The sequence below is a fragment of the Amycolatopsis sp. Hca4 genome (genome assembly GCF_013364075.1).
GTDB lineage: Bacteria > Actinomycetota > Actinomycetes > Mycobacteriales > Pseudonocardiaceae > Amycolatopsis.
Genome location: NZ_CP054925.1, coordinates 2,572,714 through 2,595,960, shown reverse-complemented (window position 1 = coordinate 2,595,960; position 23,247 = coordinate 2,572,714). Strand labels below are relative to the sequence as shown.

Genomic DNA, 23,247 nt, shown 5'->3' with positions numbered 1-23,247 from the left:
AGGCCCGCTACGGCGGGTCTTTCTGGCGTTCAGCCCTCGTCAGCCTCCGCTAGGCTGATCGTGGACGCGCCCTCCCCTCGCGCTACACGTCGGGGAGGTGTCGCATGACCGACATCCCTCCACTGGCCCTGCCCGGCCGGATCACCACGCCGGACCCGGCACGCGTGACTCCGCTTCCTGTCCCGATGGGCTTGCCGCCGTTGCGTGACCTCCATACGGAGGATGGGCCGCGGCTGTCGATCGCGCTGATGGACGGGGGAGGGCGGCTGCAGGACCGCGGCGCCGTCGCGGCCCTAGGCTGGAACCCGGGCGACCGCCTGCTGATCACCCTCGTCCGGACCACGGTGGTGATCCGCCGGCGCCCGGACGGGGTATTCGTCATGCCCCGCAAACCCTACGTCGCGCTCCCGGCTCCCGTGCGCCGCGGCTGCGGAGCGCTGGCGGGCAGCCGGCTGCTGCTGGTCGCCGACCCGGTCCACGACGTGCTCATCGTTCACCCGGAAGCTGCCGTTCAGGCGATGCTGCGCACTTTCCACACCTCGCTGGCCGCCCCCGAGGAGGCGTCATGACCGCGACCACTCGAGATCTCGAAGCGGCGCGGCTCCTGTTATCGCGCCTCGGCGTGGATCCTGCCGACCTCATCGGGGGCGCACCCGTCGACACCCCTGACGCCGAGCGGCCACCGATGCCGACGCTCGGCGAATGGATTCCGGTTGTGGCGGATCTAGTGTCGCCGAGCACCGCCAGCTCCTACGGGTCGTACTGGAAGAAGGCCGAAGCCCGGTGGGGTGAGCGGCCTATGGATACGATCACGGCCACCGAGATCAAGGCGATGGCCGAGCACGTCCGCAGCACCGCGCGTGTCCGCCGTAACTCCCGCGGTGGCCGCAATGCGGCGGAGAATTTCGTCGCCGCCATGCGCTGTCTCTACAAGCACCTGGTCAACGACGGACGCCTCGACGAGCGCGCCAACCCCGCCATGCGGGTCACCAAGCCACGGCGCAACGCCTCCACCCGCCGCGCCCTCGCCTCCGATCGGATCAACGAACTCAATGACGTCGTGACCAGCACAGGCGACGACCCGGAGCTGGATGCGCTCCTCTGCCGGCTGCACGAGGAGAGCGCCTGTCGACGCGGCGGCGCGCTCGCCTTACGCCGCCGCGACCTAGACCGCAGCCAATGCACGATCCTGCTGCGGGAGAAAGGCGAAACCGAACGCTGGCAACCGGTCTCACCCACACTGATGCAGCACCTCCTCGCACACTTCGACGAGCGGGGCGACGGCCAGCCGGAGAGCCAGCTCCTGCGCTACGCCACCGGCAAGCCGATCACCAAGCGCCGCTACGACTACATCTTCGGTCGGATCCAGAATGAGTTGGACTGGGCCAGAGCACTACAGGTCAGCGCCCACTGGCTGCGCCACACCACACTGACCTGGGTCGAACGCAACTTCGGCATCGGCGTCGCCCGCGCCTACGCAGGACATGCCGAGTCCGGCAGCGACCTGACAACCACCACCTACGTCAAAGCTGACATCAGCGAGGTGGCCGAAGCACTGGCCGCGCTCACCGGCGAGCCACATCCGTTGGCGCCAGCTCGTCCACAGCGGTCAGCAACGGAGTGAGTGGCAGCGGGCGCAGTCGCGGAGACTGCGCCCGCTGCAGGCGTCAATTGCCGGGGTTCCCGGAAGTGGCGGTCAGCGTGTCGTGGTAGGTCGCGAGCATCGTGTGGAGGACGTGCTGCGGGTAGACGACCAGCAGGTTGTGCTCGACCACGGAGGCAAGCAAAACCTGGTCGCCGGCGCGAACGCGGCACCGCGACCGCAACCGCGCCGGCAGAGTGAGATTCATCGTCGGCGGCACGAATGCAGCCGTCGGCTTCTCTCCGGGCGCCACGATCAGCAGACCCGAGGACACCGAGAAGCGCAGCGCCTGCCCTGGAGGCCACGCCAGCTGCTGCAGTGCCATCCGCGCTGCCACGACGCCGTTTCCGCCGACCCTTACCAGGCTGAAGGCGATCGAACCACGGTCCATTAGCGGGCCGAGCTCAGCAACCGGCAACGGGATCACCGGCTCGGTGCTGCGCCTTCTCTCCGGAAGGAGCAGCGACGTGACGATCTTGTCGGCAGCCTTGTTCGATGTGGAAGGCCACGATTCAACGAACGCAGCACCGGCGGGATCTGTGAGGCCTGTCCCGGTTTGGCTCACTTGGCGGTCTGCCATGACTATTCCAAGAGCACTCTCGCAGCGGGAGGGCGAGGCAGAGTTCAACGGCGTCTAGCGTGCCGAACTGAACATGATTGAGTCTAGCCGTGATCGATCACGAGGATGTGAGGACGGTAAGTGGTTGCCGTCGGGATATCGCTGAGTCGCTCGTGACCCGGCTTGTCAAGGGCGTTCGCACGAAGCGCGCTGCGGAAGTGCGTCGGCGACTGTCTGAGGATCGGCGAGGCTGTGCTGGCCCCGCTCCGAAGACCAGCGGTATCTGAACCCGCTGATTAAGAGAACGCGTTTTGGGGTGTCGGGCGGTGTCGAGTGATGTCGGACAAGACCTTTTCGGCTGGTCACCGACCATCGCTCGTGTCGAACTATACCGCTTACTGTCGACGTATGCGAGACCTCTCGGGCGCTTCTCGGGCACGTCCGTGCCGGTTTCTGTCGAAGTGTTCGTGCAGGTCGATTGCGGTTCATGGTGCGGTCAGCGGAACAGGGTGGTTGCTGTGTTGAGCCCGAGCGAGGAACGTGATCCGGTGCTGTCGGCGGTGACGTTGATCGTGGCGGTCATCGTGGCTCTGACGTTCTTGTTCGGTTTCGGGAACGTGCTGACCTTGGCCCTCCGGTTGGGGGTACCGGCCTGGGTGGCGCCGTGGGTGGCGCCTGCGGTGGATCTGTCGGTGGTCGGTCTGCTGGTCGCCATTCGGTCCCTGTCGATGCGAGGTGCTCCTGCTGAGGTGATTCGGCCGGCGCGGCGGCTGTTGTTGGCGTCGAGTGTGGTGACGTTGGCGTTGAACGTGGCGGAGCCGTTGATCGCTGGTGAGGTGGGAAAGGCGTTGTTCGATGCGGTGGGCCCGTTGTTGCTGATCGGCTGGTCGGAGGTGGGGCCGGTCCTGCTGCAAGCGCTGGCCGCTGCCTCAGCCGCCGGGCGTGCGAGCCTCGTCGCCCAGGCTGCAGACACGGACAGTACTTCGGCGGAACAGTCAGAAAGTGTGACCGTGGATGCCGAGTTGTTGGAGCGGGCTCGGCATGAGGATCGGCGGCATCGTGAGTTGTATCAGCGTCCAGTCTCCGCGGAGAGCCTCCGGAAGGCGCTGGGGGTAGGTGCACGGCGGTCGCGTACCTTGGTGAAGCTGATACGTGCAGAGCGCAGTATCTCAGCGTAACACGCTTTACCACGTAACGTAGTCGTCGTGGACGTTCTGATGACGCTGTCCTGGCAGCGTCATCAGAACGCGGCGTCGACGTGGTCGTCGACGTCTTTCCCAGCCTCGTGGCTGCCCGATCGTCGTCCGCGGACGACGGGTCAGTGGCTACTTAAGCGGACACCTTGACGCCGGTTGCAGTGCCGCCCACCTGCCCGGATCACGATGCCGTTTCGCTCAACGAGCCAGCCGTGGCACGGCCTGCACCATCCGCGCCACCTCCACGAACTGCTGTGGACTCACAAGTCGATTAAGGCCAGCGGCTGCGCACCCTGGGGTGGGGTGAGGACGACGTCGTGGGCACGGCTCTCAGGTGCACGATCACTGGTGCGGGCGCTACGTAGAGCAGGTACTGACCGAAGTTGCCAATCGCCAGGAAGGATCCGCGCCCCAGCAGCTGCGCGAGCTATCAGCGATAGCCGTAGTCGTGCTGCAATTGGATGCCGCGATCGCAACCTCCCCGGACAGAACAGCCGCCGAACCTGGTGACTTTCAACGATCAGTCGCACCCCGCCGCTTCGTTGCTCTGGACGGGTGTTTCGGTGGAACGTCGGGCGGCATGGTGGCGAAGTCGGCGAGAATTGCGGGTCCGGCCCGGTAATCTCGACCGTCGATGAGAAGACCAGGAGCAGCGTACGTCGTCGCAGTCGTCTGGTTGGGCCTCGTCATCGGTCTGCTCACGAACTTGGTGACCGACGAGTTCCCGCCATTCTTGGAGCCGTTCAGGCCGTGGCTGCTGCCGATGTTGCTCGTGGCCGGCGGTGTCCTCACGGTCGTGCAGCTTGCGCCGGACGGGTCGCGGCGGCGTCCCGGCAAGGTGGAACCGAACGAGAAGGACCGTGCCGATGCGTTGGTTCGGATACGTAAGCGGGTCAACGCGCTACTGGACGACACGTTCGGCGGTACGGAGGCGCTGCTCCTGACGGTCGAGGGCGCCGATTCGCTGGATGATGCCTACCGGGCGGACGAGTCGGTGATGCTTCTCGGCGGGGCCGGGTCGGGGAAGACCACGGAACTGCTGCAGCTGGCCGACGTCCTCACGCGAAGGGCGGAGGAGGGGGAACGCGAGCCGCTGCCCGTATTGCTGTCGCTGGCGGGATGGGGACGGCGCCGTCGCCGGCCTCGGCTCCGCGATGTGATCCTTCCTAGGCCTGGTGGCGAGGGGCGGGGCCTGCCGTGGGGCCGCTTCCGCTACCTCGACTCGATCCGGCGCCGGCGTCTGCGCCCCGCCGAGGAGCCGGAACCCCTGCTGGACTGGTTGTGGGCCAGAGCGTTCGACCTTTACCGCATCGCACCGGCGCACGCCGAGAAGTGGATCGACGCCCACGGCACCGTGCTGCTGCTCGACGGTCTCGACGAGGTCCGGCCCGAGCTGCGCGGACGTTGCGTGCGCGAGCTGAACGAACTGGTCGACAACGACAACAAGCCGTTCGTCGTCGTCGCCTGCCGCACCGCCGAGTTTCAGGCGCTGGCGGACAAACCCCACTTGCGCCGCAGGGTCACCGTCGCGCCGCTAAGTCAGGAGGAAGTGTCTCGACACCTGAGCGTGCCATTGGACGACGAACTGCGCACGGTCGTCGACGCGCCGCTGTGGCTGCGGTTGGCGAAGGTGGTGTCGGGCCGGCTCGACACCGGCGCCGGCCCGGATGAGCTGCGCCGTCACCTGCTCGACGCCTACGTGACCGAGCTGCTGGACCGCCGGGGCGGCGAACGGGTCCGCTTGCTGCGGGGGGTGGCGCTGCTCGCGCGGATGACCCGGCACACCAACGACCCGGACCGGATCGACCCACGCGTGCTCAGCGGTCGTGACGCCCCGGTCATCGCCGAGTTGGGAGCCTCGCTGTGTGCCTGGGTCGTCCCGCCGGCGTTGGCGGGCGCCCTGGTCACCGGACTGATCCTGCCGCTCGTGCTCCTGTTCGGGATCGCGGTGGGAGTCGCCGGGACGCTCTTCGCCATGCTCGTCGGACTGGCTCTTGGCCAGTTCTCGGACGGGTCGTACGCCGTGGACCCGGTCGCCGAACGGCCATGGCGCCGCCTGCTCGGCGTGGTGGCCGGCCTTGCGACGGGCGTGGTGACCGGCGGGCTGTGCGCCCTCGTGTCCGCCGCGCTGACGGCCCTGCCCGGCCCGGGGCGAACGGCCGCGCTCGGCGGCCTGGTCGGTGTCGCGGTGACGGTCTTCGGTGACCGGCCGAGACCGGGGCCCGGTCTGGTGGCTGCGATCGCGGTGGCGTGCGGTATGTGGTGGTTCGACCTGACCGACGCTGACTTCCAGCACGTCCTCCTGGTGGCCGTGGTCGGGCTGATCGGGTGCGTGGCGACAGCCCTGATCCCTGCGCATGCCGGAGCCGAGAAAGCGGCGGTCAGCTTGCCCGCCTGGCGCATCAGCCTGAGCTCGATCGTCCTGACCGCGGTGCTCGCCGCCGGGGTACTCGCGGTCGCGGGGCTGGCGGGCGCGCCGGTGGACGGCCCGGTGGGCGCCGCGCTCGGTGGCTTCGTCGTCTCGGTGCTGGGCGGCGCGGTGGCAATGACGACGGGCATCAGGTTGTCGGCGGCGCTCGTCCCGCTAGTGCGCCGGGCGGGGGTCGCATGGACGGGTCTGCTGCCGGTGCGGCTGCGCCCGTTCCTGCGCGAAATCGCCGGACGCGGACTGGTTAACGCGACCGGTGACGGGTTCCGGTTCCTGCACGGGTTGCTGCGTGATCACATCGCCAGGATCGACGTATTGGACGGCCGGTCGTTCCAATCGGTATCGGCAGGTGAGCGGGAGACTGCTCTGGCGGGGCTGGAGGCGCTGCTGGCCGGCCGACCCAGGCCGCGCCCGTGGATCCCGCCCCGGATTCGGCTGGCGGACGACGAACCGGTCACCACCGTGCGGGACCTCGCCGTGGCGGGTGGCACGGTAGCGGTGCTGGGCCCCATCGGCTCCGGCACGTCCACGCTCCTGCTTGACACCGCGTCCGCGTTGCTGGCCGAGGCACAGGCGGACCCACGCCGGCACGTGCCGCTGTACCTGGACCTGGAGTCTGTCCCGGCCCGGATCGCGCCCGTGGACGGCGTGGTGCGGCCGCTCACCCGGTGGGTGGTGGCGCAGGCGCGGGAACGGTACGGCGTCACCAGCGAGACGATCCTCGCGTGGCTCGTCGACCGCCGGCTGGTGCTTCTGCTTGATGGGCACGGCCACGGGCCGCGCGCCACGCGCACCGCGGCGATGGTCGAGGAGTTCCTGCGTGCCTACGAGGTGCCGGCGGTGGTCGCCGGGTGGGCCGGCGGCCCGCCGCCACCCCACGGCTCGACGGTCGTCACGGTCGAGCCCCTGACCAGGAACGAGGTCGAGGCCGCTCTGGCCGAGCACCCGCGTGCGGTGGAGTTCCTCGGCGGCAGCTCGTCGGCGTGGGCCGCACTGGACACGGTCGACCGCGTGCGTCGTGTCATCGCGGCGGCCGCCACACCCGACCCCAGTTCGTCCTATGTGGACGAGCGGTTCGCAGGGCTGCCGGTCGCGGCCCGTGGATGGTATTCGGGGCTGACCGGCCGGACCGGCGACGTGACCGAGGCCGCGATGCGGATCGGTGTGCTGCTGCCGGCGCTCATGGTCGCCGTCGCCCTCGTGTTCGGGCTCGGTCCCGTCGCCGGGATCGTCGCCGGGCTGGTGACCGGTGTGGTGGCACGACCGCCTCGGATGGGGTGGGTGAGCCGGCTGGCCGCGCTGGTTGCCGCCGACGCGCTGGGGTTCGTGGTGTCGGGTTTCGCCCGCAGGCTCGCCGACGGGCAGAGCGACTTCGGTCCCTTCCCGGCAACCGATGGTGGGATCGCGGTGGCCACCGTCCTCGGCTTATGCGTGGCGCTCGTGGCCGAGGCGCGGCTCGCGGGCCGGATGTCCGTGCGGGAGGTGGTGCCGTTCGTCTACGCGGCCGCGCTGTACCTGCTGTTCGACGGCCCCACCAGGATGGGCACCGTCTGGCAGACGTTGGGCGGCGTGGTCATGGGCGGATTCATGGGCTTCATGCTGTCCGGGGTGGGGATGCTCCTTGCGTTCGCGGCCAGCCCCTTGCTGGCGATCGCGACTGGGTCCCGGCCGGGGCTGCGCAGAAGGTTCGAGCGCGAACTGGTCGCCCGCCGACTGGTCGTGCGTTCGCCGAGCGGGTTGCGAGCCGCCGACCCGCTCGTGGAACGCACGATGCCCGACCGGGTGTCCGTCAGCTGAGCCGCCCAGCAGTTTCGCCTTGCCCTGCCCGCCGCCGACGCACATCGTCTTCAGGCCGACTGCCTGCCGTGTTACCGCTTCGGCCCGCGTACTCGCCCAGGGCGCGGAATACGCTGGCTCATCCGTTCGAGTGGGAACAAGCCGGGATCTGGCTCGGGTACCGCTTCTCGATCCACCGGCGTGCTGTCATACAGAAGCTGTTGCAGAGATCGGCCGCTGCTGTCGAAGATCAGGCAGGCCGCGCGGTACGCGCCCGTCTGGACCTTCTTGGCTTTAAGGTAACGCGTCAGGTATTCGGCTGCTTCGGCCGGTTGTTCGTGGCGCCCGACGCAGGCCCAGACGAGTAACATGTGCCGTCCGGTGTCGTCACCCAGCAGGGTTGTCATGGAGTGGTGCTGTCCATCTTGACGGACGACCTTTGCCAGATCTCTGGCGAGGCGGCCGAACTTCCTCTGCGCCGCACCGCCCAGGCTGAGCAGGGCGACGCAGGTCGCCAGCCAGCCGGGCTCGGCGGCTTCGGTGATGGCGTCAACCAAGCGGGCGATGGCGTCGTGGGCGTTGTAGCGAGGTTTGGCAGCCTTGGTGCCGTCTTCGTCGGCGTAGTACCAGGCGTCGAGCGATCCGGTTCTGCTCTCGACCACCTGAGGGACCTGTTCACGATGTCGCCGCTGCTGGCCGGTTCGTGGTGCCAGCGACCACGGTAGGTCCGCGTTGAGGCGGTCAGGATCGGGTTCGAAGTAGAAGTGTGCTTCGAGAAACAGCATGAAGAGGTCGAGCTCGTCGACTGCCCGGTACTTCCACGTGGTTTCCGGTTGGGTGCGCCGCCGGAGGTAGAGGATCAGCTCGCTCGGCCGGTCGAGCAGTTCGCACACGACGCGCAGGTCGTGTATCGAAACGGTCCAGGGGATGTTGTCGCGCCGGAGAACCCCGGCGGCGAGCAGGGCAGGGATAGTGGTGGTGACACCGGACAGATCTTCAAGGCCGACCGCGATGGTGTGGACCTCGCGCACTCCGCTCAGGTCGAGCCATTCGCCGTTGTCAAGGCGGAGGCGCTTGTCGGTGAGGATGCGGTCGCGAAGCCGGCCGGCTTGGTCGGCGGCCGAGGTGATGATATCCCGGAGTTTCCCACGGAGCCGGCGCGCGACGCCACCGCGTGCTTCGCCGGTGAGTGAGACCGACTTGACCTCGATGATCAGCGCGACGTCGTCGATGAGCAGAAGACCGTCGGCTTCGACGCGCTTGGTGAAATCGGCCGGTTCGAGTTGGGGCTGCGCTGATCGTGGATCAGGGACGAAGTAGTTGAGCGACCGGTACACGCGCGCGTGCGGCAGGGCTCGTTCGAGGAGATCGATGGCCGCTTTCTCGACCCACGGCCCACGGTGGTCCTCGTAGGCCGTCATGCGGCCCGCCGCCTTGAGCCGGGTTTCGATGACCTCCCGCACGGCGGGCAGGGCCAAGCCGTCGTGGACGAGCATGCGCCGACCAGCGGGATCGACCACGATCGGAGCCGTCCGAAGCGGATTGTCACCGTGGAAGAAACGTTCCAGGGTTTCTTCTGGTCCGAGGACGCTGCCGAGGGTGAAGGCGTCCAGCACGGCCTCGACGACGGCTGGCTTGTATCCCGTCCGTGAGGCGATTGCGCTGACGTCGATGAGCGTGGCTTCGGAGATGTTCTTCGTTAGGTCGTTCATGGCGTCGAACATCTCTTGGACCGCGCGCACGGCCTCGGGATCCGGCTCTGACGTGGGATTCCGGCCCTCGCGGCGGAATGCCTCGAGGAAAGGAAGCGAGGCGTCGCGGGCCTCTTCCATACGAGAGAACCGCTGCCGTATCGCGGAAAGTGACGCGGTGCGTACTGCCTCCATCACATGCACCGCCTCTAGGCCAGTAAAACCCAGTACTTCGCGACAGACGTCGTTGACCTTCTCGTCGCCGAACAGCCCGAGCAAGGTGTCGAGCAGCATGTGCGGGTAGACCGGGTTTCGCAGGTTGACCTCGCGCTGCACCGACCGGAAGAGGACTGCCTGTTCCGCGTCGCCCGGTGGGGACTCGAAGATTCCGATCAAGCTGCCCACCGACAGGGCCTCCCGCGCGGCTGCCTCCAGCGGATCCGGTGTGAACCGTGCGGGATCTTGTTGGCCTACGACCGGCTCGGTGGAGCGGTCGCGGCACGCCAGTACCAGCGCAATCACTTCGAGGGCCGCTGCAGACGGTTCGACCCCGTGGCCCCCTTGCTTCATGATCATACCGATGCGTACGGCGGAAACCGCTTTGAGCAGATCGAAGCCGCAGGCCTGCTGCGCGATCGTCTGAGCCAGCTCGCGCAGACGTTGACGAGCGGCTTCGGCAGCGCCCAAGTAGCCATCTGAATTTTCGACGTACTGGGCGAACCGGTCGGCGATTACAGCCATCTCGGTGACCACGCCCGGTACGGCGTGAGGAAGGGCACGCCGGCGCTGCGCCTTCTCGCGCTTCTGCCTCGCCCGGTGCGCCTTCTGGCGCTTCCCACTCATTGGTTCAATCTACCCAGGTTGCTCGCCGGGACCGACTGGAAGCGCCAGTTGGGTGTGCAGCTCCCAGCGAAGAACGGTGACGGTAGATGATGATCGTGACGTGCGTTTGTGATCTTCTCGTGATGCAGATCTCGCCGTGGAGCTGGATGAGTGTCCTAAGTGGTGCCAGGAACGTGGCGGCGCCACTGGTGGGGACGATAGTGCTACGACTGGCGGCGACGGCGGCGGCGGACAAGCCGTCAGCGATCCCGATCTGGCGCTCGCCCCCAGCGTTCGCGGATACCTCTTCGAGTAGCTGCTGGGCGACTGATCCTGCCCACCGAAGTAGCCGGCTGCGCCGGCGGTGCACGGCGACGATGCCGGGGCGGACGACTTCGACGCCGACCGCGTGGCGCTCGACCGCTTCGGCGACCGATTCGAACATCCAGACGTCGCGGTGGGGTCGTGCTGGTGCACGACCAGGCGGGATAGCGGATCGCGGCGGCGAACGCCGCGCCCCGACTCCGTTGCGCCGTGTGGCGGAGCAGCCACGATCCGGATCGTGGAGAACACCGCGGCAGGCTCGAGTGGCGGGTGTCAGCCGCGGCGCCTGTAGCGACCATGGGCCCAGTCCAGGCACCACAGTTCCTCGCAAGCCCTGTCTGGAGTAGGACGTCGTCGGCGGTGAACACGAGCTGGCTGGTGTGCCGGCACGCTTCGACCTCGTCCCACGTCAGTGGGGTGGACACGGTGGGGTGGTCGCGGCCTCGCAGTGAGTGGTCCGCAAGGGGACCTGCTCGACCTGCTGGCCGAAGCCGGCCGCGTGAATCCGGCGTTTCACCTGCACACGGGTCTGTAGGTCACATCGGTGATCCGTGAATACGGCGGGGGACCAGTGTCCCGCCGCCGGGCAGGCCGTCGAGTACGTGATGTCGAACACTTCTTGCTGCCGAGCCGCGTGCGGTCTCAGCTACGCTCGGTAGCTGTGCGATTTCAGGGGGAGGGATGACCGAGACTGTTTTCCAGACCCTGGACCTGCCCGTCGCCGAACGGCTCGATCGATGGCGCGAGGTGACGTCGAATGCGCTGGTGTCGACCGAGACGGTCCATGTCGGCCCTGGCAATTTCGTCGCGGCACTACGCATGGTCGACCTGTCTGCCGTGCAGGTCACAACGATGAGTCTGCCGCAACTCCGATCTTCTCGGACAGCGACACACATCAGAAAGTCTGATCCTGAGCAGTTTCAGCTAGCGGTTCCCGTATGCGGCCGCTACCGGTTCAGTCAAGCAGGTCGACAGGTCGAGATCGGACCTGGCGATCTCATGCTTTACGACTCGTCTCGCCCGTTCGACAGTTGGACCCAGCCATGCGTGTCGAACAATTGTTCGGTGATTATGGCTCAATTTCCGAAGCGAGCCTTGCCGTTGCCGCCCGACCGCGTCGCGCCGCTAACGGCCCTCCGCTCATCGGCCGGCAGGGGAATAGGCGCCGTAGCGTCCAGTTTTATCAAAGAGCTTGCCGGCAACCGAGAGCAGTTCGGCGCAATTGATGCGATCCGCCTCGGCACTCTCACGGTAGACCTTTTGGCGGCATGGTGCGCTCACGTGCTGGACGCGGAATACGCTTTACCCGTCGAAAGTCGGGAACGCGCATTGCTCGCCGAAATTAATTCATTCATCGAGTGCCACCTGGCCGACCCCGGGCTGTCGCCGGGCACTGTGGCCGCTGCCCATCACATTTCCGATCGCTGCCTGTATCGGCTGTTCCAGCGGCAGGGTAAGACGGTAGCCGGTTGGATCCGCCACCGCAGACTCGAGCGATGTCGACACGACCTAGCCGACCCGGCGCTGCGCTCCAGCCCAGTGCACGCTGTCGCCGTCCGCTGGGGCTTCACTGACAAATCCCAGTTCAGCAGGCTCTTCCGGGCTGCGTATGGCATGTCGCCCAGGGACTACCGGCACCTCCACTGACACCGGCACGTATCGACAACTGCCAGGCGGGAACCGTCAACTCATCCCAGTCGATCTCGGCCACAATAAAGAAGGAAGCGACAGACGGTCCCGACGGGGACGGTGGTCAACGCGTCGCATCCCACCTGTTTCCTCTCTTTGTGGCGGCGAAATGGGCGAAATTCCGACTAAACGATAGTCGAAAGTAAGGCGCGACCATCAAGAAGACGGGTCAAATTCGTAAATTTTCAATCGGAAGGAAGAAAACTATGCGACCGAACGTTTTGGCGAAGACGCTCGTCGGCGCGACTGTCGTCGCGGCGATCGCCACCGGCGGTCTGGCGGGCGCGGGCAACAGCTACGCGACGACCACCCCGACCTCTGGCTCGGCGGCAAGTTCCAATGCCGTCATTCGGCTCACGTACGATAACCTCGGCCTGACCATTGCGGAAGGCAAGCGCGTGCAGAACTTCCTGATCAGTCGTGGCTATAATCCTGGTCAGGTCGACGGGGAGCTGGGTGAGGACAGTTGGAAGGCCATGCAGCACTATCTCCATGACTACGGGTACGGCTACCCGGGCCCCTTCGACGGCGTGGTCGGCGCCAACACGATCAAGGCGTTGCAGCGCAGGCTCGCGGATGGCTTCGGCTACACCGGAGCCATCGATGGTGTCGCCGGGTCTGGGACGAGGGCCGCGTTCAAGCGCTTCGCCGACCGCGTCTGATACCTATGGTCGATCGCGTGGTGCCCGCCCGGTTGAGCGGGCACCACGCCGCGGGCAGCAAGTGAATTCGACCTGGTGGACGACGATCTCGCCGTCGAGCACGGAGGCACGGTCTCGATGGAGGCCAACCACGACATCGATGTCATTACGACCGTGAACAGGCTGGTTAACTCTACCGAGAGTTAGCCCTAGGGAGTGTCTGACAATGCATTGGTTCAGGTGACCACGGCGTGCAGGACGACCGCTGATCTGTAGACGATGGCCAACTTGTCGTAACGAGTGGCCAGGCCACGCCACTGTTGAGCAGGTTGAACTGTCGTTCGACGACGTTGCGGCCGCGGTAATCCACCGGATCGAACGCCGGTGGACGACCGCCGCGAGAACCGCGGCGTTTGCGATGCCCGACCTGATCAGCCTGTTCGGGGATCACCGCGACGATGCCGCGATCGCGCAGATGGGCGCGGATTGCCATCGAGGAATACGGCTTATCACCGCGAACCCGGTCGGGCCGGGTCCGAGGCCGGCCACGCCCGGCCCGGCGGACCTGCAGGTGCCGCATCAGATGCGGGAACATCGGCGCGTCCCCGGCCTGACCAGGCCCGATCAACGTCACCAGCGGCCGGCTGTTCCCGTCGACGAGGTGATGCACCTTGGTGCTCCACCCGCCGCGGGAGCGGCCGATCGCATGATCAGGCGGCTCGACCTGCAGATCCGTGTAGTTCTAACCAGCCCCCTGTGGGGCGGGTGATGCTGGTGGCGTGCTGATGCGCCCGCGCGATCGTGGAATCCACCGACACCGACCAATCCACCAAGCCCGCAGCGTCCGCTTCGATGAGCAGGCGGTGCGGGACGGTGTCCCGGGTTCCGTCGCCGGCCATCCGGCGATGCCAGGTCCAGATCGTCTGCCACGGACCGAACACCGCCGGCACATCCCGCCACGCCAGCCCACACCGATACCGGTAAATAATCCCCTCCACCATCGCCCGCGCATCAGAAAACGGACGACCACGCCGACCGGTCCGGACCGGCAGCAGGTCCTCGATCAACGCCCACTGAGCATTCGAAAGCAACCGGAACCGCGACACGCCCAGCAGCATCCCGGCAACCAACCGAAACCTTTGTCAGAGAAGCTCTAGTACTGCAACGGCAGTTAGTGGTGTTGTGGTAGATCATCGTTGTGGTGGTCGATGTGGTGATGGATCAGCTGGACCGGGTGCATGAGCGGATCGCGGGGCGGTTTGCGCGGTCGGAGCCGCGGGGTCGGGCGCGGGAGTATGTGTCCGGGCTGGTCGCGGGGTTGGAGCGGAAGAACGGGTGGACGCTGGCCGAGCAGGCTGGTGAGGTGTCTCCGGACGGGATGCAGCGGTTGTTGCGCTGGGCGGACTGGGACATCGACGGTGTCCGCGACGACGTGCGGGACTAGGTGATCGAGCACCTGGGCGAGCCGGGTGGCGTGCTGATCGTCGACGACACCGGGTTTCTCAAGAAGGGCACCCGTTCGGCCGGGGTGCAGCGGCAGTACTCCGGGACCGCCGGGCGGATCGAGAACTGCCAGATCGGCATCTTCCTGGCCTATGCCTCGCCTCGCGGGCATGCGCTGATCGACCGTGCGTTCTACCTGCCGGAGCCGTGGATCGCCGACCCGGACCGGTGCCGGCGGGCAGGGATCCCGGAGGGCATCGAGTTCGAGATCAAGCCGCGGCAGGCGATGGCGATGCTGGCCCGGGCGTCCGCGGCGAAGGTGCCCTTCGCCTGGGTTACTGCTGATGAGGCGTATGGGCAGGTCAAGTACCTGCGGGTTTGGCTGGAAGCCCACGACGCCGCGCACGTGCTGGCCACCAAGGTCAACGACACCCTGGTTACCACCGGTGGCCGCGAAGCCCGCACCGACGAGCTGCTCGCAGGCTTGCCGGCCCGGGCGTGGCGGCGGCTGTCGGTCGGGGCCGGGGCGCACGGGCCACGCGAGTACGCCTGGGCGCGAGTGCCGATCCGGATCGGCTGGCAACCCGGACGTGGACACTGGCTGCTCGCCCGCCGCTCACTCTCCGATCCGACCGAGATCGCCTGCTACGTCTGCTACGGACCCCACCGCTCGAGCCTGCTGGACCTGGCCTGGATCGCCGGGACACGCTGGCGGATCGAGGAATGCTTCCAGCAAGCTAAGAACGAAGCCGGACTCGATCAGTATCAGGTCCGATCCTGGCGAGCCTGGTATGCCCACATACCCTCGCGATGCTCGCCCACGCCTGGCTCGCCGTCTCACGATCCCTTGTGGCAAAAGGGGAACCGGTGTCACCGAGGCGGGCATGATCGGATTCACGCTACCGGAAATCCGGCGCCTGCTCATCAAACTGGTCTTGCGTGTCACCGACACCGCCGACCACATCTGGGCCTGGTCGCGGTGGCGCCGCCGACGACAACATCAAGCCCGCCTCAGCCACTGCAAACGACGCGGCTACCCACTCACCTAACTGCCGTTGCGGTACTAGACGTGTGAAGCAGTCTGGAAGCTAACTCCGCTAATAGACTCGACGTTGTGAAGCCCGCTTTAGGAGAGTGGGTGACGATGCCGTCAAAGGCCTCTACCAGCAACTATGTCCTCAGGGTTGTCTCGCGTGACCCCAGAACTCACACGGTTGAACACGATTTCGGGTCACGAAATGGGTCACGCCGAGGAAGCCTGATTGTGACGCGCGCCACAACGTGAACGGGCGTGTCGGTGAAGGGTGCATGGCTGGAGGGCGCGAGGTCGGCATGACACGACGCGTCAACGCGCCGCAGTCGTGCTTCTGCCGACGTGTTCATGGCATCACATGGTTTCGTCGCTGATCAGGCCGTACGGTGGCTGATCGGGACGCCCGGAGAAGCGGATGACGACGTCTGCCTCCTGATCTTGGGGTGGCGCGTTGTCGACGACGATGACCTGAGCGCCTTTTCCCGGGCCTGCCAGCCAGCGGTGCAAGTGGTGGTAGAACTCGCCTACCGCGACCGTGTCCGCAAATTCAGCATCGCGCTCGCCGCCTTGGCCTAGATTCTTTTGGGGGCTGTCGATCATGAGGAACCCCGGGTGGGCAGCGTCGGACTCCCATGCGACTTCGAAGATAGACAGCATCCAGGCTAGAGATATCAATGTCCGGCCGCCGGAGGATGCAGTGCGGTAGCTGTCACCTCGCATGTTTGGTATAAGTCTGTCATTGATGAACGCTTGATCGATCTTCGGGTATCGCCACGAGACAAGGATGTCGGCGAAGCGTTGACTGATCAAATGAATGATATTGTTCCGGTCCGGCCTCGTTGAGGTTGCAGCCGTCAATTCCGCACGCAAGCTCGTCAGGTTGTTCTCGAGTCGAGTAACGTCAGTTGCGCGTCGGTCGAGGCCGTCGAACATCCGTCGGCTGGCGCGAGCTTGCTGCAGTTCGGTCGTTGCCGCCTCCCGCTGCGCCGCAAGGTCATCACGTTGACTGAGGAACGGCGTGATCGTCTCACGTGTGGCTTGATCCAGTGCCCTCGCGGCCCGACTCTCGACCTCGCGCGCCTCGGCGGCGAGGCTTCGCAGGGGGCCCAGTTGCGAATCAAGGGCTTCCACGTATGCCGTTATCTCTTTGAGGCGGGCTCTCGTGGCTCGGAGCTCGATGCCGACATCGAGAAGAGGGCCTTCGGCCCCAGCTGTGCCACTGGCCGGATTGATCTCGTCTCCGTTCGAGTTGCTACCGAATGTCAGTATTTGATTGCTGTCAGCGACGTCTTGCTTGCAAAGGGAGCAGCGGTTGTCTTCCAGGCGTGGAGCCGCACCGAGCGTACTGAAGCAGGCCGGGCAAACCTGCACGCGAAGAGGGTCGAACAAGCTACGTGCCTGAGCGAGCAGGGTCAATTTGTTGATGTCCGCGGCGTACTGGGCTCGCAACGGCGTCATGCGTTGCAGTTGTGTCTCGTGATCTCGAACGCGGGCGGCAGCCTGCCGCGCTCGAGTGGACGCTTCGCGGTGACGGGTGCGAAGCTCTTCTGCGAAGGAGGTGGCGGCTCGTACACTGTTGTCGGCATCTGCGATCAGCGCGGTGATACTCGACAGCCGGCGTTCGGCCTGCTCCAAGGTTGCCTCGACCTGAAGTCGGCTGCCGAGCTCTTGCTCGTCGAGAAACCTTTGTGCGGCTGAATGCTCGACGCGGGCCTGCGACAGACGCCGTTCTAGTTCAGTCACTCGACGTCCGAGTTCGATGGCTGCATCATCGTGGACCCCGAATACGACATCGACGACCTGCCCCAGCTTGAGATGCTTCATCCGGTCGTTCTCGAAGAGCAGATTCTTGTCTGCGAGTCGCTCGTTCGGCAGGTAGCACAGCCACATCAGGTCGCGGAAGCTCATACTGTCCGTTTCGGAAGCTGCCTGAGTTGGGGCTTCGCGTAGCTGCACTCCTTCCAAGCCGCAGTGTGACAGCAACAGACTGGAGAGACTGTGTTGGTCGGATGGGGGCCGGATCAGACGTCGTTCGGCGACAGCCTTGTCGGCGTCGTCGAGTCGGCCGGGGCGGACGAAAGCGGCAGGTGACGACTCGCCTACGGACCGTTCGATTACGTGAGCTTGACCGGACAACTCGACTTCAAGGAGAGCTGCTCTCACCTTGCGCAGGATTTCTGGATGGCGTGGATGCTCGCGAGCCCCAAGGCAGTAGTCGATGAATTCGAGCACCGAACTCTTCCCGGTGCTGAACGCTCCCGCGATGATCGAAAGCGAACGTGGCGTGGGTGTATCGGGCACGCGGAAGTCGACCTCGTAGTCAATGTCGACCCCACGCAGTCGAAGCCGCACGGGTCGGATGCCTCGGCGGGTTCGTTCAGGGTGCGCTGAGTTGGCTGACGAAGCTGTTTCCGAGGTGTCGGGTTGGCTCATCGATCAGTGTCCTCCTCGTGATCGAGTCTTGTCGGCAGCACCGTGCGCGTTGCGGCTGGCATGTCGCCGACGATGTCGAGGAGTTCGGCTGCCCCGGGGTGGGTCGGCGATCCGTAGACCGACAACCAACGATGGACGTTCTCGCGTAGCCGTGTCGGGCTGAGTCGTCGCACGTGTCGCAGCACAATATCCGCAGCCACGCTGTACGACTGCGCGTACACTGCCGTGAACTGCGATGCCAATCGCCGACCTTCGCCGGTCAGCGAATACTGGACACCGTGTAAAACTATGGCATCCGCCAGACCGTAGGCGAGAAGAAGAACAAGATCGTGCTGCAGCCGCTCTCGTCGGCTGGTGAATCGCTGTGAAGGGCTCGCATAGCTCAGGGCGCGACCATCGAAGCCCGCGAGGAGCAGCTTTGTCCGGTCGGTTGCCGATATGTCCTCGGCGATCAGGAAGGGATTGGCGGAGAGAAAGTCGTAGTACCCGAGGCGCTCGATGTCTGCGCTGGCGACGTCGGCGCGATCAAGTGCTTGGAAGAGAAGGAGGAGTTGGGCGAGCCTGAACACGACGTCGTCCTCGGGAACTGCAACGGGCTGCCACTTCGGAAGTGCTAACCACGAGTTCGAGTCGAGTGAGCTCATTGGGACTCACCTGGGTCACGGGAAGCCTCGCTGTCGGCATTGTCGGTCACTTGCGGCTGAACGTCCTGCTTGGCGGCGGTGTGTTGTTCCGATATCTGCCGCCAGTGGCGTACCCAGCCAGCGCGGCGATCCTCGACGATCCGGTGCATCATGCCGTACGAATGCACTACTGTGCACGGCAGGGCCTTCGAAAGAGTGGAGTGTTCCGCTCGAACGGTGTCCATCACTGCGGTGTGCAGCCCAGGTAGCAGAGTCCCAGTGGCAGTCTGACAGGAGTCGTTGAACCTGCTTTCCCAGATCGCGTGAATGCTCATGTCAACGGTCCTGAGTGCCTTGACCTCTGAGGGAACCGCCTTGTCGACGACCTCCCGAGCCAGTAGCTCAGCGTTGAAGAAGGCAGCCTTCGCTGACATCGTCTCTGTGTGACCCGCCGCATGCAGCTGGTGGATGAACAAGGCGGACTCGAGATCCTCCGCATCGGAGATGTCCAGATCACGCAGTTCTGCCTCGGCCGGCTCAGTCGGCGCGGTGAGTGACGGCGCCTCGTAGTACTCTCGTCGGACATCTTCGGCATCCGGCGATATCAACAGGGTGCGTAGCTGCGACTCGTCCCACCGCTCGATGGCGATGCCGGAGTCTTTCTCGGCTTTCTTCTTCCACGTTCCCCACCACTTGTCGGTCTCAGCGTCCATGCTGGAAGGTAGGCAGAGGACCCACTGCTCGATTTTGTGTCCGTGGGCTGCGGCTGCAGCGCGCACAGACTTGAACGAGTCGCGGATGTCCTGCTGGTGAGACTTCTTTGTGATTGGATAGAAGTACTTCGCCTGCCAGACGAACACCGAACCGCCCAGGTCACCTGCCACGACGTCGATACCCCAGTCGCCTGGGTTGGCGGCGATGAGCCGTGCATTCGGTCTGGTCGCTTTTACGAGCAGTGCGATCATCTGTTCGAAGTCGTGCCGGGCACCGTCAGTGCTTCCCGTGCGGACTTGGTGCGCAGCGAAGCTAATCGGGGGTCGACCGGCGGAAACGCCTGCCGTAGGGGCCTCGACGGCTGCCTCAGTCACGCACCCTCCCGTACGATCTCGCGGACCGCTTCGTGAACACCCTCCACCGTAGGTCGTATTCGGATGCCCGATCATTACGCTGTTCGGGTGCTGTCAATGGTGAGGCGGTCCTGTCCTTCGCCCCGTCGGCTCCGCAGAGCACTGCAAACTGGGGCCTGTACGCGATCGTGGCCGGCGTCGATCATCGCGCGGCAGCGCTGCTGGACGTACGTGCCTACGTCCACGATGACATCGCCGATCTGCGGCTACACGAGACCTGGCGTGAGCGGGTTAGGAGCTAGTGGTCGTGTACTAATGCGCCCATGTGATCGTAGTGTCGGCCGAGACCAGCCACTTAATCTGCCCGCCCGAGTCCAACGTGGTGGACAAGCGTTGCAGCTCGCGCCCTGGGTGTCTGTAGCAGTCGTCCGGCGATGCCGGTCGAGATCGTTTGCCAAAGTACGAACGTGCGCGGCGCACCTCTGTCACTCCGAATCCCGCCCAGCCAGCCTTGTGCTGCCGCGGACCGCGAGCCTTGGCGAATGTAGGTCTAGGTACTCCCGCCGCTCGACGCAGGGGTCTGGGACCCCTGAAGCCGACTTCGATCTTTGCCTTTGTCAGAACCGGGCGTCGAAATGTACCGCTTTCTCAACGGCGTCAGCGAGGATTGCGCCGTCCTGGCCCATCATCCAAGTTGTAAGGACAAATCCTTCGAACCCAGCGAACTCTCGCCTGACCGCCTGGCTAAAGTCGGTCATAGATATAAGCACGAGGGACACTGCAACATTATGGCCTATCTCATGTCGATAATAGGTAAGCTGACCGAGTGCGGAAAGAACTTCCTTGCTGGAAAGTGGCCTGCGTGGAGCCTTCACTTCAATGAGGACCACGCGATCTTCGATAGTTGCCGCGAAGTCGACATTGACCAAACGTCGCGATTTCTGCACGGGTGAGTCAAGTTCGCGCGTCGGCCAGCTAAAGTTATCGCCGCGTGTCAATCTGAATTCATTTGGCAGAGCGCTGCTGAGCGCCTGCCAGGTCGCTTCTTCAAACTGAGCCGGACTAATGCGAATAATCTGCGGATTGCTGAACAGTCTCCCCGCTACTTCAATCGATGGTGTCGGATGCTCCCACGATGACCGACGGGAACCAATAGCAAGATCTGCAAGTTCTTGCATTCCTGGATCCCCGTCTTTTACCAGGAAAATGTGATCTAGATCCAGTCCTAAGTCGAGGTTGGCGATCGCGACCTGTATCTGCTCGTAGACCTGCCGTCGAGACATTCGGCCGGGAAATCCAAAAAGCAAAATCCATTGATTGGCGTTCAAGTCATACGCTGCAATGGGTGAATCGAGCGCGAATCCTTGTCGGCGGAGTTCAATGTCCAGGCGGGCGCCATCTTCGAGGGCTCGGTCTACCAATGCTTCTTGATCCATCCTAGCACCCCGCTTCCGCGTTGCTTGATTGCTCCGAGTAGGTCCTCCGCGTCTTGCTTAGTCCATGTCTTATATCGACTGGATTCGTTCCAGTCCTTCACTGTAGCCCAGTTGGCGGCGAAGGCAGGTTGGCTGGACGAGAGCCTGCTGCGCGCGGATTCAAGACCTGCACTCTTGACAAGTTTCTGCAGATCATGAACGTGTATGTCGTTAATAAGTGTCTTATCGGGCATGTGGTACCGCTTGATTGACTTAAGGACGCATGCCTTAAGGGCACACTCCACCGAGTAGCCGGCGAGGTAGTATGCGCCAGACCACATGTCGACGTCGTAGAGAGCCTGCGCTTCCTCGATGCGTCGCCGAGCCAGCATGCGGAAGTCCTCGGTCAACCCCCGTGAACCTCCTAACTTGGCTGCTGCTGACAGTAGGTGAGGGTGATCCTACCGTCTTGAGCGCATTGGACTTCGCGAGTGGGGAACGGTCGCGGTTGTGGCGCGACGAGCGGTAGCGACCTTGCCTGTGTTCGGGCGGACTTCTGGGGTGGCAACGTTGCGGACGGGAGCGCGTTACAACAGGTGCGGACAAGACTACACGTAGTGATGTCACTGCGTGCGTGTGCCGTACAGAGCGGATATCTCATCTGGGCCATGGGTGCCGACAGGCAGCGCCTGAGGCGTGTGGCGAATTTGACGTGTTGAGGTTTCTGGCGGATCCTGGACCCAACAGTGTTGATGTGAACGACTGCTCTGGCTGTCGGCGCCGGCCTCCCTGCCATGTAGGTCCGGAGGTTTGTGATGTCCGAATATGACTTGGGTGGTCCTCGGTTCCTGACGGTTGGTCAAGCAGCGAAGCTGCTTGGGGTTTCGCCCATGACTATCTACCGCGCCGTAGATGATGGCGGTTTTCCGGCGATCCGTATCCGGGGACGAATCTCGATCCCCGCTAAGGCAATCGACGCGATGGAGGAGATCGCCGTCTCGGAGATGAGGGTGGTTGACGCTAGCGAGTTCACGCTGCCTTCGAGCAACAGCGTCGGCGGCCGCAGCAGGCGATGACACTTGCCTGGGATACTGAAAGCTGGTTTCGACGGTTGAGGGCGTCAGGTTGTGGTTTAGCGCAAATTGGAGCCTGTCGCGTTGATGCTGTGATCGCAACCTGCGGGGGTCAGCCTTACCGCGGTTGGGGGTGTACAGAGTGGGGGAAGTTAATTCGGTGTTGTGGTCGGTGGTTGCGCTTTCGGTCAAGATGAATGCATCGCAGTCTTTGCCGCCCCCAACGTAATGGTGCACGCGTTCGAGGATGCCCAGCTCGAGTGCGGCGTCTCGTGCTCGTCGGATGGTCTTGGGGTCGAGAGCTGCACGTTCGGACCAGTGGCGTACAGAGATGGAGCCTCCGGTGGCGAGAGCTGCGTGCGCGAATGCGTCGAGGGCTGCGCGCAAGCTGGTGATCCGTACGCCGGCGATCGTGCCGGTGCGTGCCGCCGAGCTGGCTTCACGCGCTAACCGCTCGTCCACGGCCGCCTTAAGCGCGGCACGGATGTGTCGTAGCTGGCGAGGTGACGGTTCGTTCTGATGGTTGCTGGCCTGAGGCGGTCCCAGGCGTCGTCGTCGTGGCCTAGGTTCGGCCGCCTCGCGAACTGCGGGTAGCCAGCGGTTGCGGCGCCAGGCGTCTCGCCCGACGTGGGCGGCTTGCGTCGGGGACGCTTGGTGGAAGAGGTCCCACGCCTGCTGCTCGGTGTGGCCGCGTTCGGCGGCGGCGATCGTGGTGGCGGGTGCCCAAAACCAGCGTCGCCAGGCTTGCTGTCCGATCTCGCGGGCCTTGGTGCCGCCGAGGTTGGCGAACGCCCAGGCGTGCGCTGTGGTGTGGCCGGCACGGGCGAGCGCGAGGGCGTGGCCGTACTCGCGTTCGGACCTGCTGACGTTCGAATTGCCGCGCCGACGCGCCGGTCGTATAACCCGCGGGGCCCTGGACGTGACGAGCTCTGGCAAATCGCTTGTCCTCAGCGTGCAGCTCAGGATCGGGCTGGGCAGCCGGTGTCGGTGTGGTGAGGAGGTGAGCCTGAGGGTTGACCGGACGGTGGCGGAGACGTTGTGCCTGGTGGCGATCGCGTAAACGACTCGCTGCAGTTCTTGACGCAGGCATGGCGGTGTCTTGATGACGAGGTGGGTGTGCCCTGGGCGGCCGGAAGCGCGCTGGAGGCAAGGCAGGCCGTAGCGATCGGCCCACAGGAGTCGCTGTTCGGCGACGGCCTCGCCCGCGTCGGCATGCGCGCCGGTGTCTTCGGGGTCGATGTCGATGGCAAGGAGGGGCGGGCGGAGGGTGCCCACGATTGCTCGGGCCGCGTCGTCGGCGTTGAGGATCGTGGTGGCGTCGTCGAGGCGGCGGGTGATCGTGTGTGCGTGATTGTCTGCGTCGATGATGATGAAAGGGGCGCCGAAGACGGC

General features: G+C 65.0%; 16 protein-coding genes and 1 pseudogene. 8 read left to right on the top strand and 9 right to left on the bottom strand.

Features of this window, described 5'->3' with window-relative positions; translation table 11 throughout:
- The first annotated feature begins 104 nt into the window (after positions 1–104).
- The gene (locus HUT10_RS11070) at positions 105–569 is read left to right on the top strand and encodes a hypothetical protein (protein ID WP_254896824.1); all 465 of its coding nucleotides are present in this window, start codon (positions 105–107) and stop codon (positions 567–569) included.
- On the top strand, positions 566–1,624 hold the full coding sequence (locus HUT10_RS11065) for a site-specific integrase (protein ID WP_176171105.1): 1,059 nt from the start codon (positions 566–568) through the stop codon (positions 1,622–1,624). Before HUT10_RS11070 ends, HUT10_RS11065 begins: the two co-directional genes overlap by 4 nt.
- Positions 1,625–1,667: 43 nt before the next feature.
- Here HUT10_RS11065 and HUT10_RS11060 read toward each other — a convergent pair whose 3' ends face one another.
- The gene (locus HUT10_RS11060; RefSeq protein WP_176171104.1) at positions 1,668–2,222 is read right to left on the bottom strand and encodes a hypothetical protein; all 555 of its coding nucleotides are present in this window, start codon (positions 2,220–2,222) and stop codon (positions 1,668–1,670) included.
- 305 nt (positions 2,223–2,527) lie between these two features.
- Between HUT10_RS11060 and HUT10_RS11055 the strand changes: the two genes are divergently transcribed.
- Together HUT10_RS11055 and HUT10_RS11050 are read left to right on the top strand one after the other, a co-directional pair.
- Positions 2,528–3,379 (top strand): hypothetical protein, encoded by an 852-nt coding sequence (locus tag HUT10_RS11055; protein WP_368660757.1) that lies wholly within the window; start codon positions 2,528–2,530, stop codon positions 3,377–3,379.
- 751 nt (positions 3,380–4,130) lie between these two features.
- Positions 4,131–7,622 (top strand): NACHT domain-containing protein, encoded by a 3,492-nt coding sequence (locus tag HUT10_RS11050; RefSeq protein WP_217709587.1) that lies wholly within the window; start codon positions 4,131–4,133, stop codon positions 7,620–7,622.
- A gap of 71 nt (positions 7,623–7,693) precedes the next feature.
- Here the strand turns inward: HUT10_RS11050 and HUT10_RS11045 are convergent, their stop codons facing one another.
- The gene (locus tag HUT10_RS11045) at positions 7,694–10,135 is read right to left on the bottom strand and encodes a hypothetical protein (RefSeq protein WP_176171102.1); all 2,442 of its coding nucleotides are present in this window, start codon (positions 10,133–10,135) and stop codon (positions 7,694–7,696) included.
- A gap of 239 nt (positions 10,136–10,374) precedes the next feature.
- The gene (locus tag HUT10_RS52190; RefSeq protein WP_368660756.1) at positions 10,375–10,863 is read right to left on the bottom strand and encodes a hypothetical protein; all 489 of its coding nucleotides are present in this window, start codon (positions 10,861–10,863) and stop codon (positions 10,375–10,377) included.
- A 256-nt stretch (positions 10,864–11,119) separates the two neighbouring features.
- Between HUT10_RS52190 and HUT10_RS11040 the strand changes: the two genes are divergently transcribed.
- Positions 11,120–12,085: a helix-turn-helix domain-containing protein gene (locus HUT10_RS11040; protein WP_176171101.1), complete on the top strand. Its 966-nt coding sequence runs from the start codon at positions 11,120–11,122 to the stop codon at positions 12,083–12,085.
- A 248-nt stretch (positions 12,086–12,333) separates the two neighbouring features.
- Positions 12,334–12,789, top strand: a complete 456-nt coding sequence (locus HUT10_RS11035) for a peptidoglycan-binding protein (protein WP_176171100.1) — start codon at positions 12,334–12,336, stop codon at positions 12,787–12,789.
- A 172-nt stretch (positions 12,790–12,961) separates the two neighbouring features.
- Here HUT10_RS11035 and HUT10_RS50860 read toward each other — a convergent pair whose 3' ends face one another.
- Both HUT10_RS50860 and HUT10_RS50855 read right to left on the bottom strand, forming a co-directional pair.
- Entirely contained in the window at positions 12,962–13,438 is a 477-nt protein-coding gene (locus tag HUT10_RS50860; protein WP_254896823.1) for a transposase, read from the bottom strand.
- Between the two features lie 40 nt (positions 13,439–13,478).
- A complete protein-coding gene (locus HUT10_RS50855; protein ID WP_254896822.1) occupies positions 13,479–13,886 on the bottom strand; it encodes a transposase in 408 nt (135 codons plus the stop codon).
- Between the two features lie 80 nt (positions 13,887–13,966).
- Between HUT10_RS50855 and HUT10_RS11025 the strand changes: the two are divergent.
- Positions 13,967–15,099: pseudogene (locus HUT10_RS11025) on the top strand (IS701 family transposase).
- Between the two features lie 499 nt (positions 15,100–15,598).
- Here the strand turns inward: HUT10_RS11025 and HUT10_RS11020 are convergent.
- The 4 genes from HUT10_RS11020 to HUT10_RS11005 form a co-directional block, all read right to left on the bottom strand.
- The gene (locus HUT10_RS11020) at positions 15,599–17,677 is read right to left on the bottom strand and encodes a hypothetical protein (protein WP_217709586.1); all 2,079 of its coding nucleotides are present in this window, start codon (positions 17,675–17,677) and stop codon (positions 15,599–15,601) included.
- Positions 17,674–18,321, bottom strand: coding sequence for an ABC-three component system middle component 2 (locus HUT10_RS11015; protein ID WP_176171099.1), 648 nt, complete (start codon positions 18,319–18,321; stop codon positions 17,674–17,676). Before HUT10_RS11015 ends, HUT10_RS11020 begins: the two co-directional genes overlap by 4 nt.
- Positions 18,318–19,265, bottom strand: a complete 948-nt coding sequence (locus tag HUT10_RS11010) for a serine/threonine protein kinase (RefSeq protein WP_176171098.1) — start codon at positions 19,263–19,265, stop codon at positions 18,318–18,320. Before HUT10_RS11010 ends, HUT10_RS11015 begins: the two co-directional genes overlap by 4 nt.
- Before the next feature lie 719 nt (positions 19,266–19,984).
- Entirely contained in the window at positions 19,985–20,803 is an 819-nt protein-coding gene (locus HUT10_RS11005; RefSeq protein ID WP_176171097.1) for a hypothetical protein, read from the bottom strand.
- Between the two features lie 794 nt (positions 20,804–21,597).
- On the opposite strand from HUT10_RS11005, the gene HUT10_RS10995 reads away from it, so the two are divergent.
- On the top strand, positions 21,598–21,858 hold the full coding sequence (locus HUT10_RS10995) for a helix-turn-helix domain-containing protein (protein WP_176171095.1): 261 nt from the start codon (positions 21,598–21,600) through the stop codon (positions 21,856–21,858).
- The last annotated feature ends 1,389 nt before the right edge of the window (positions 21,859–23,247 follow it).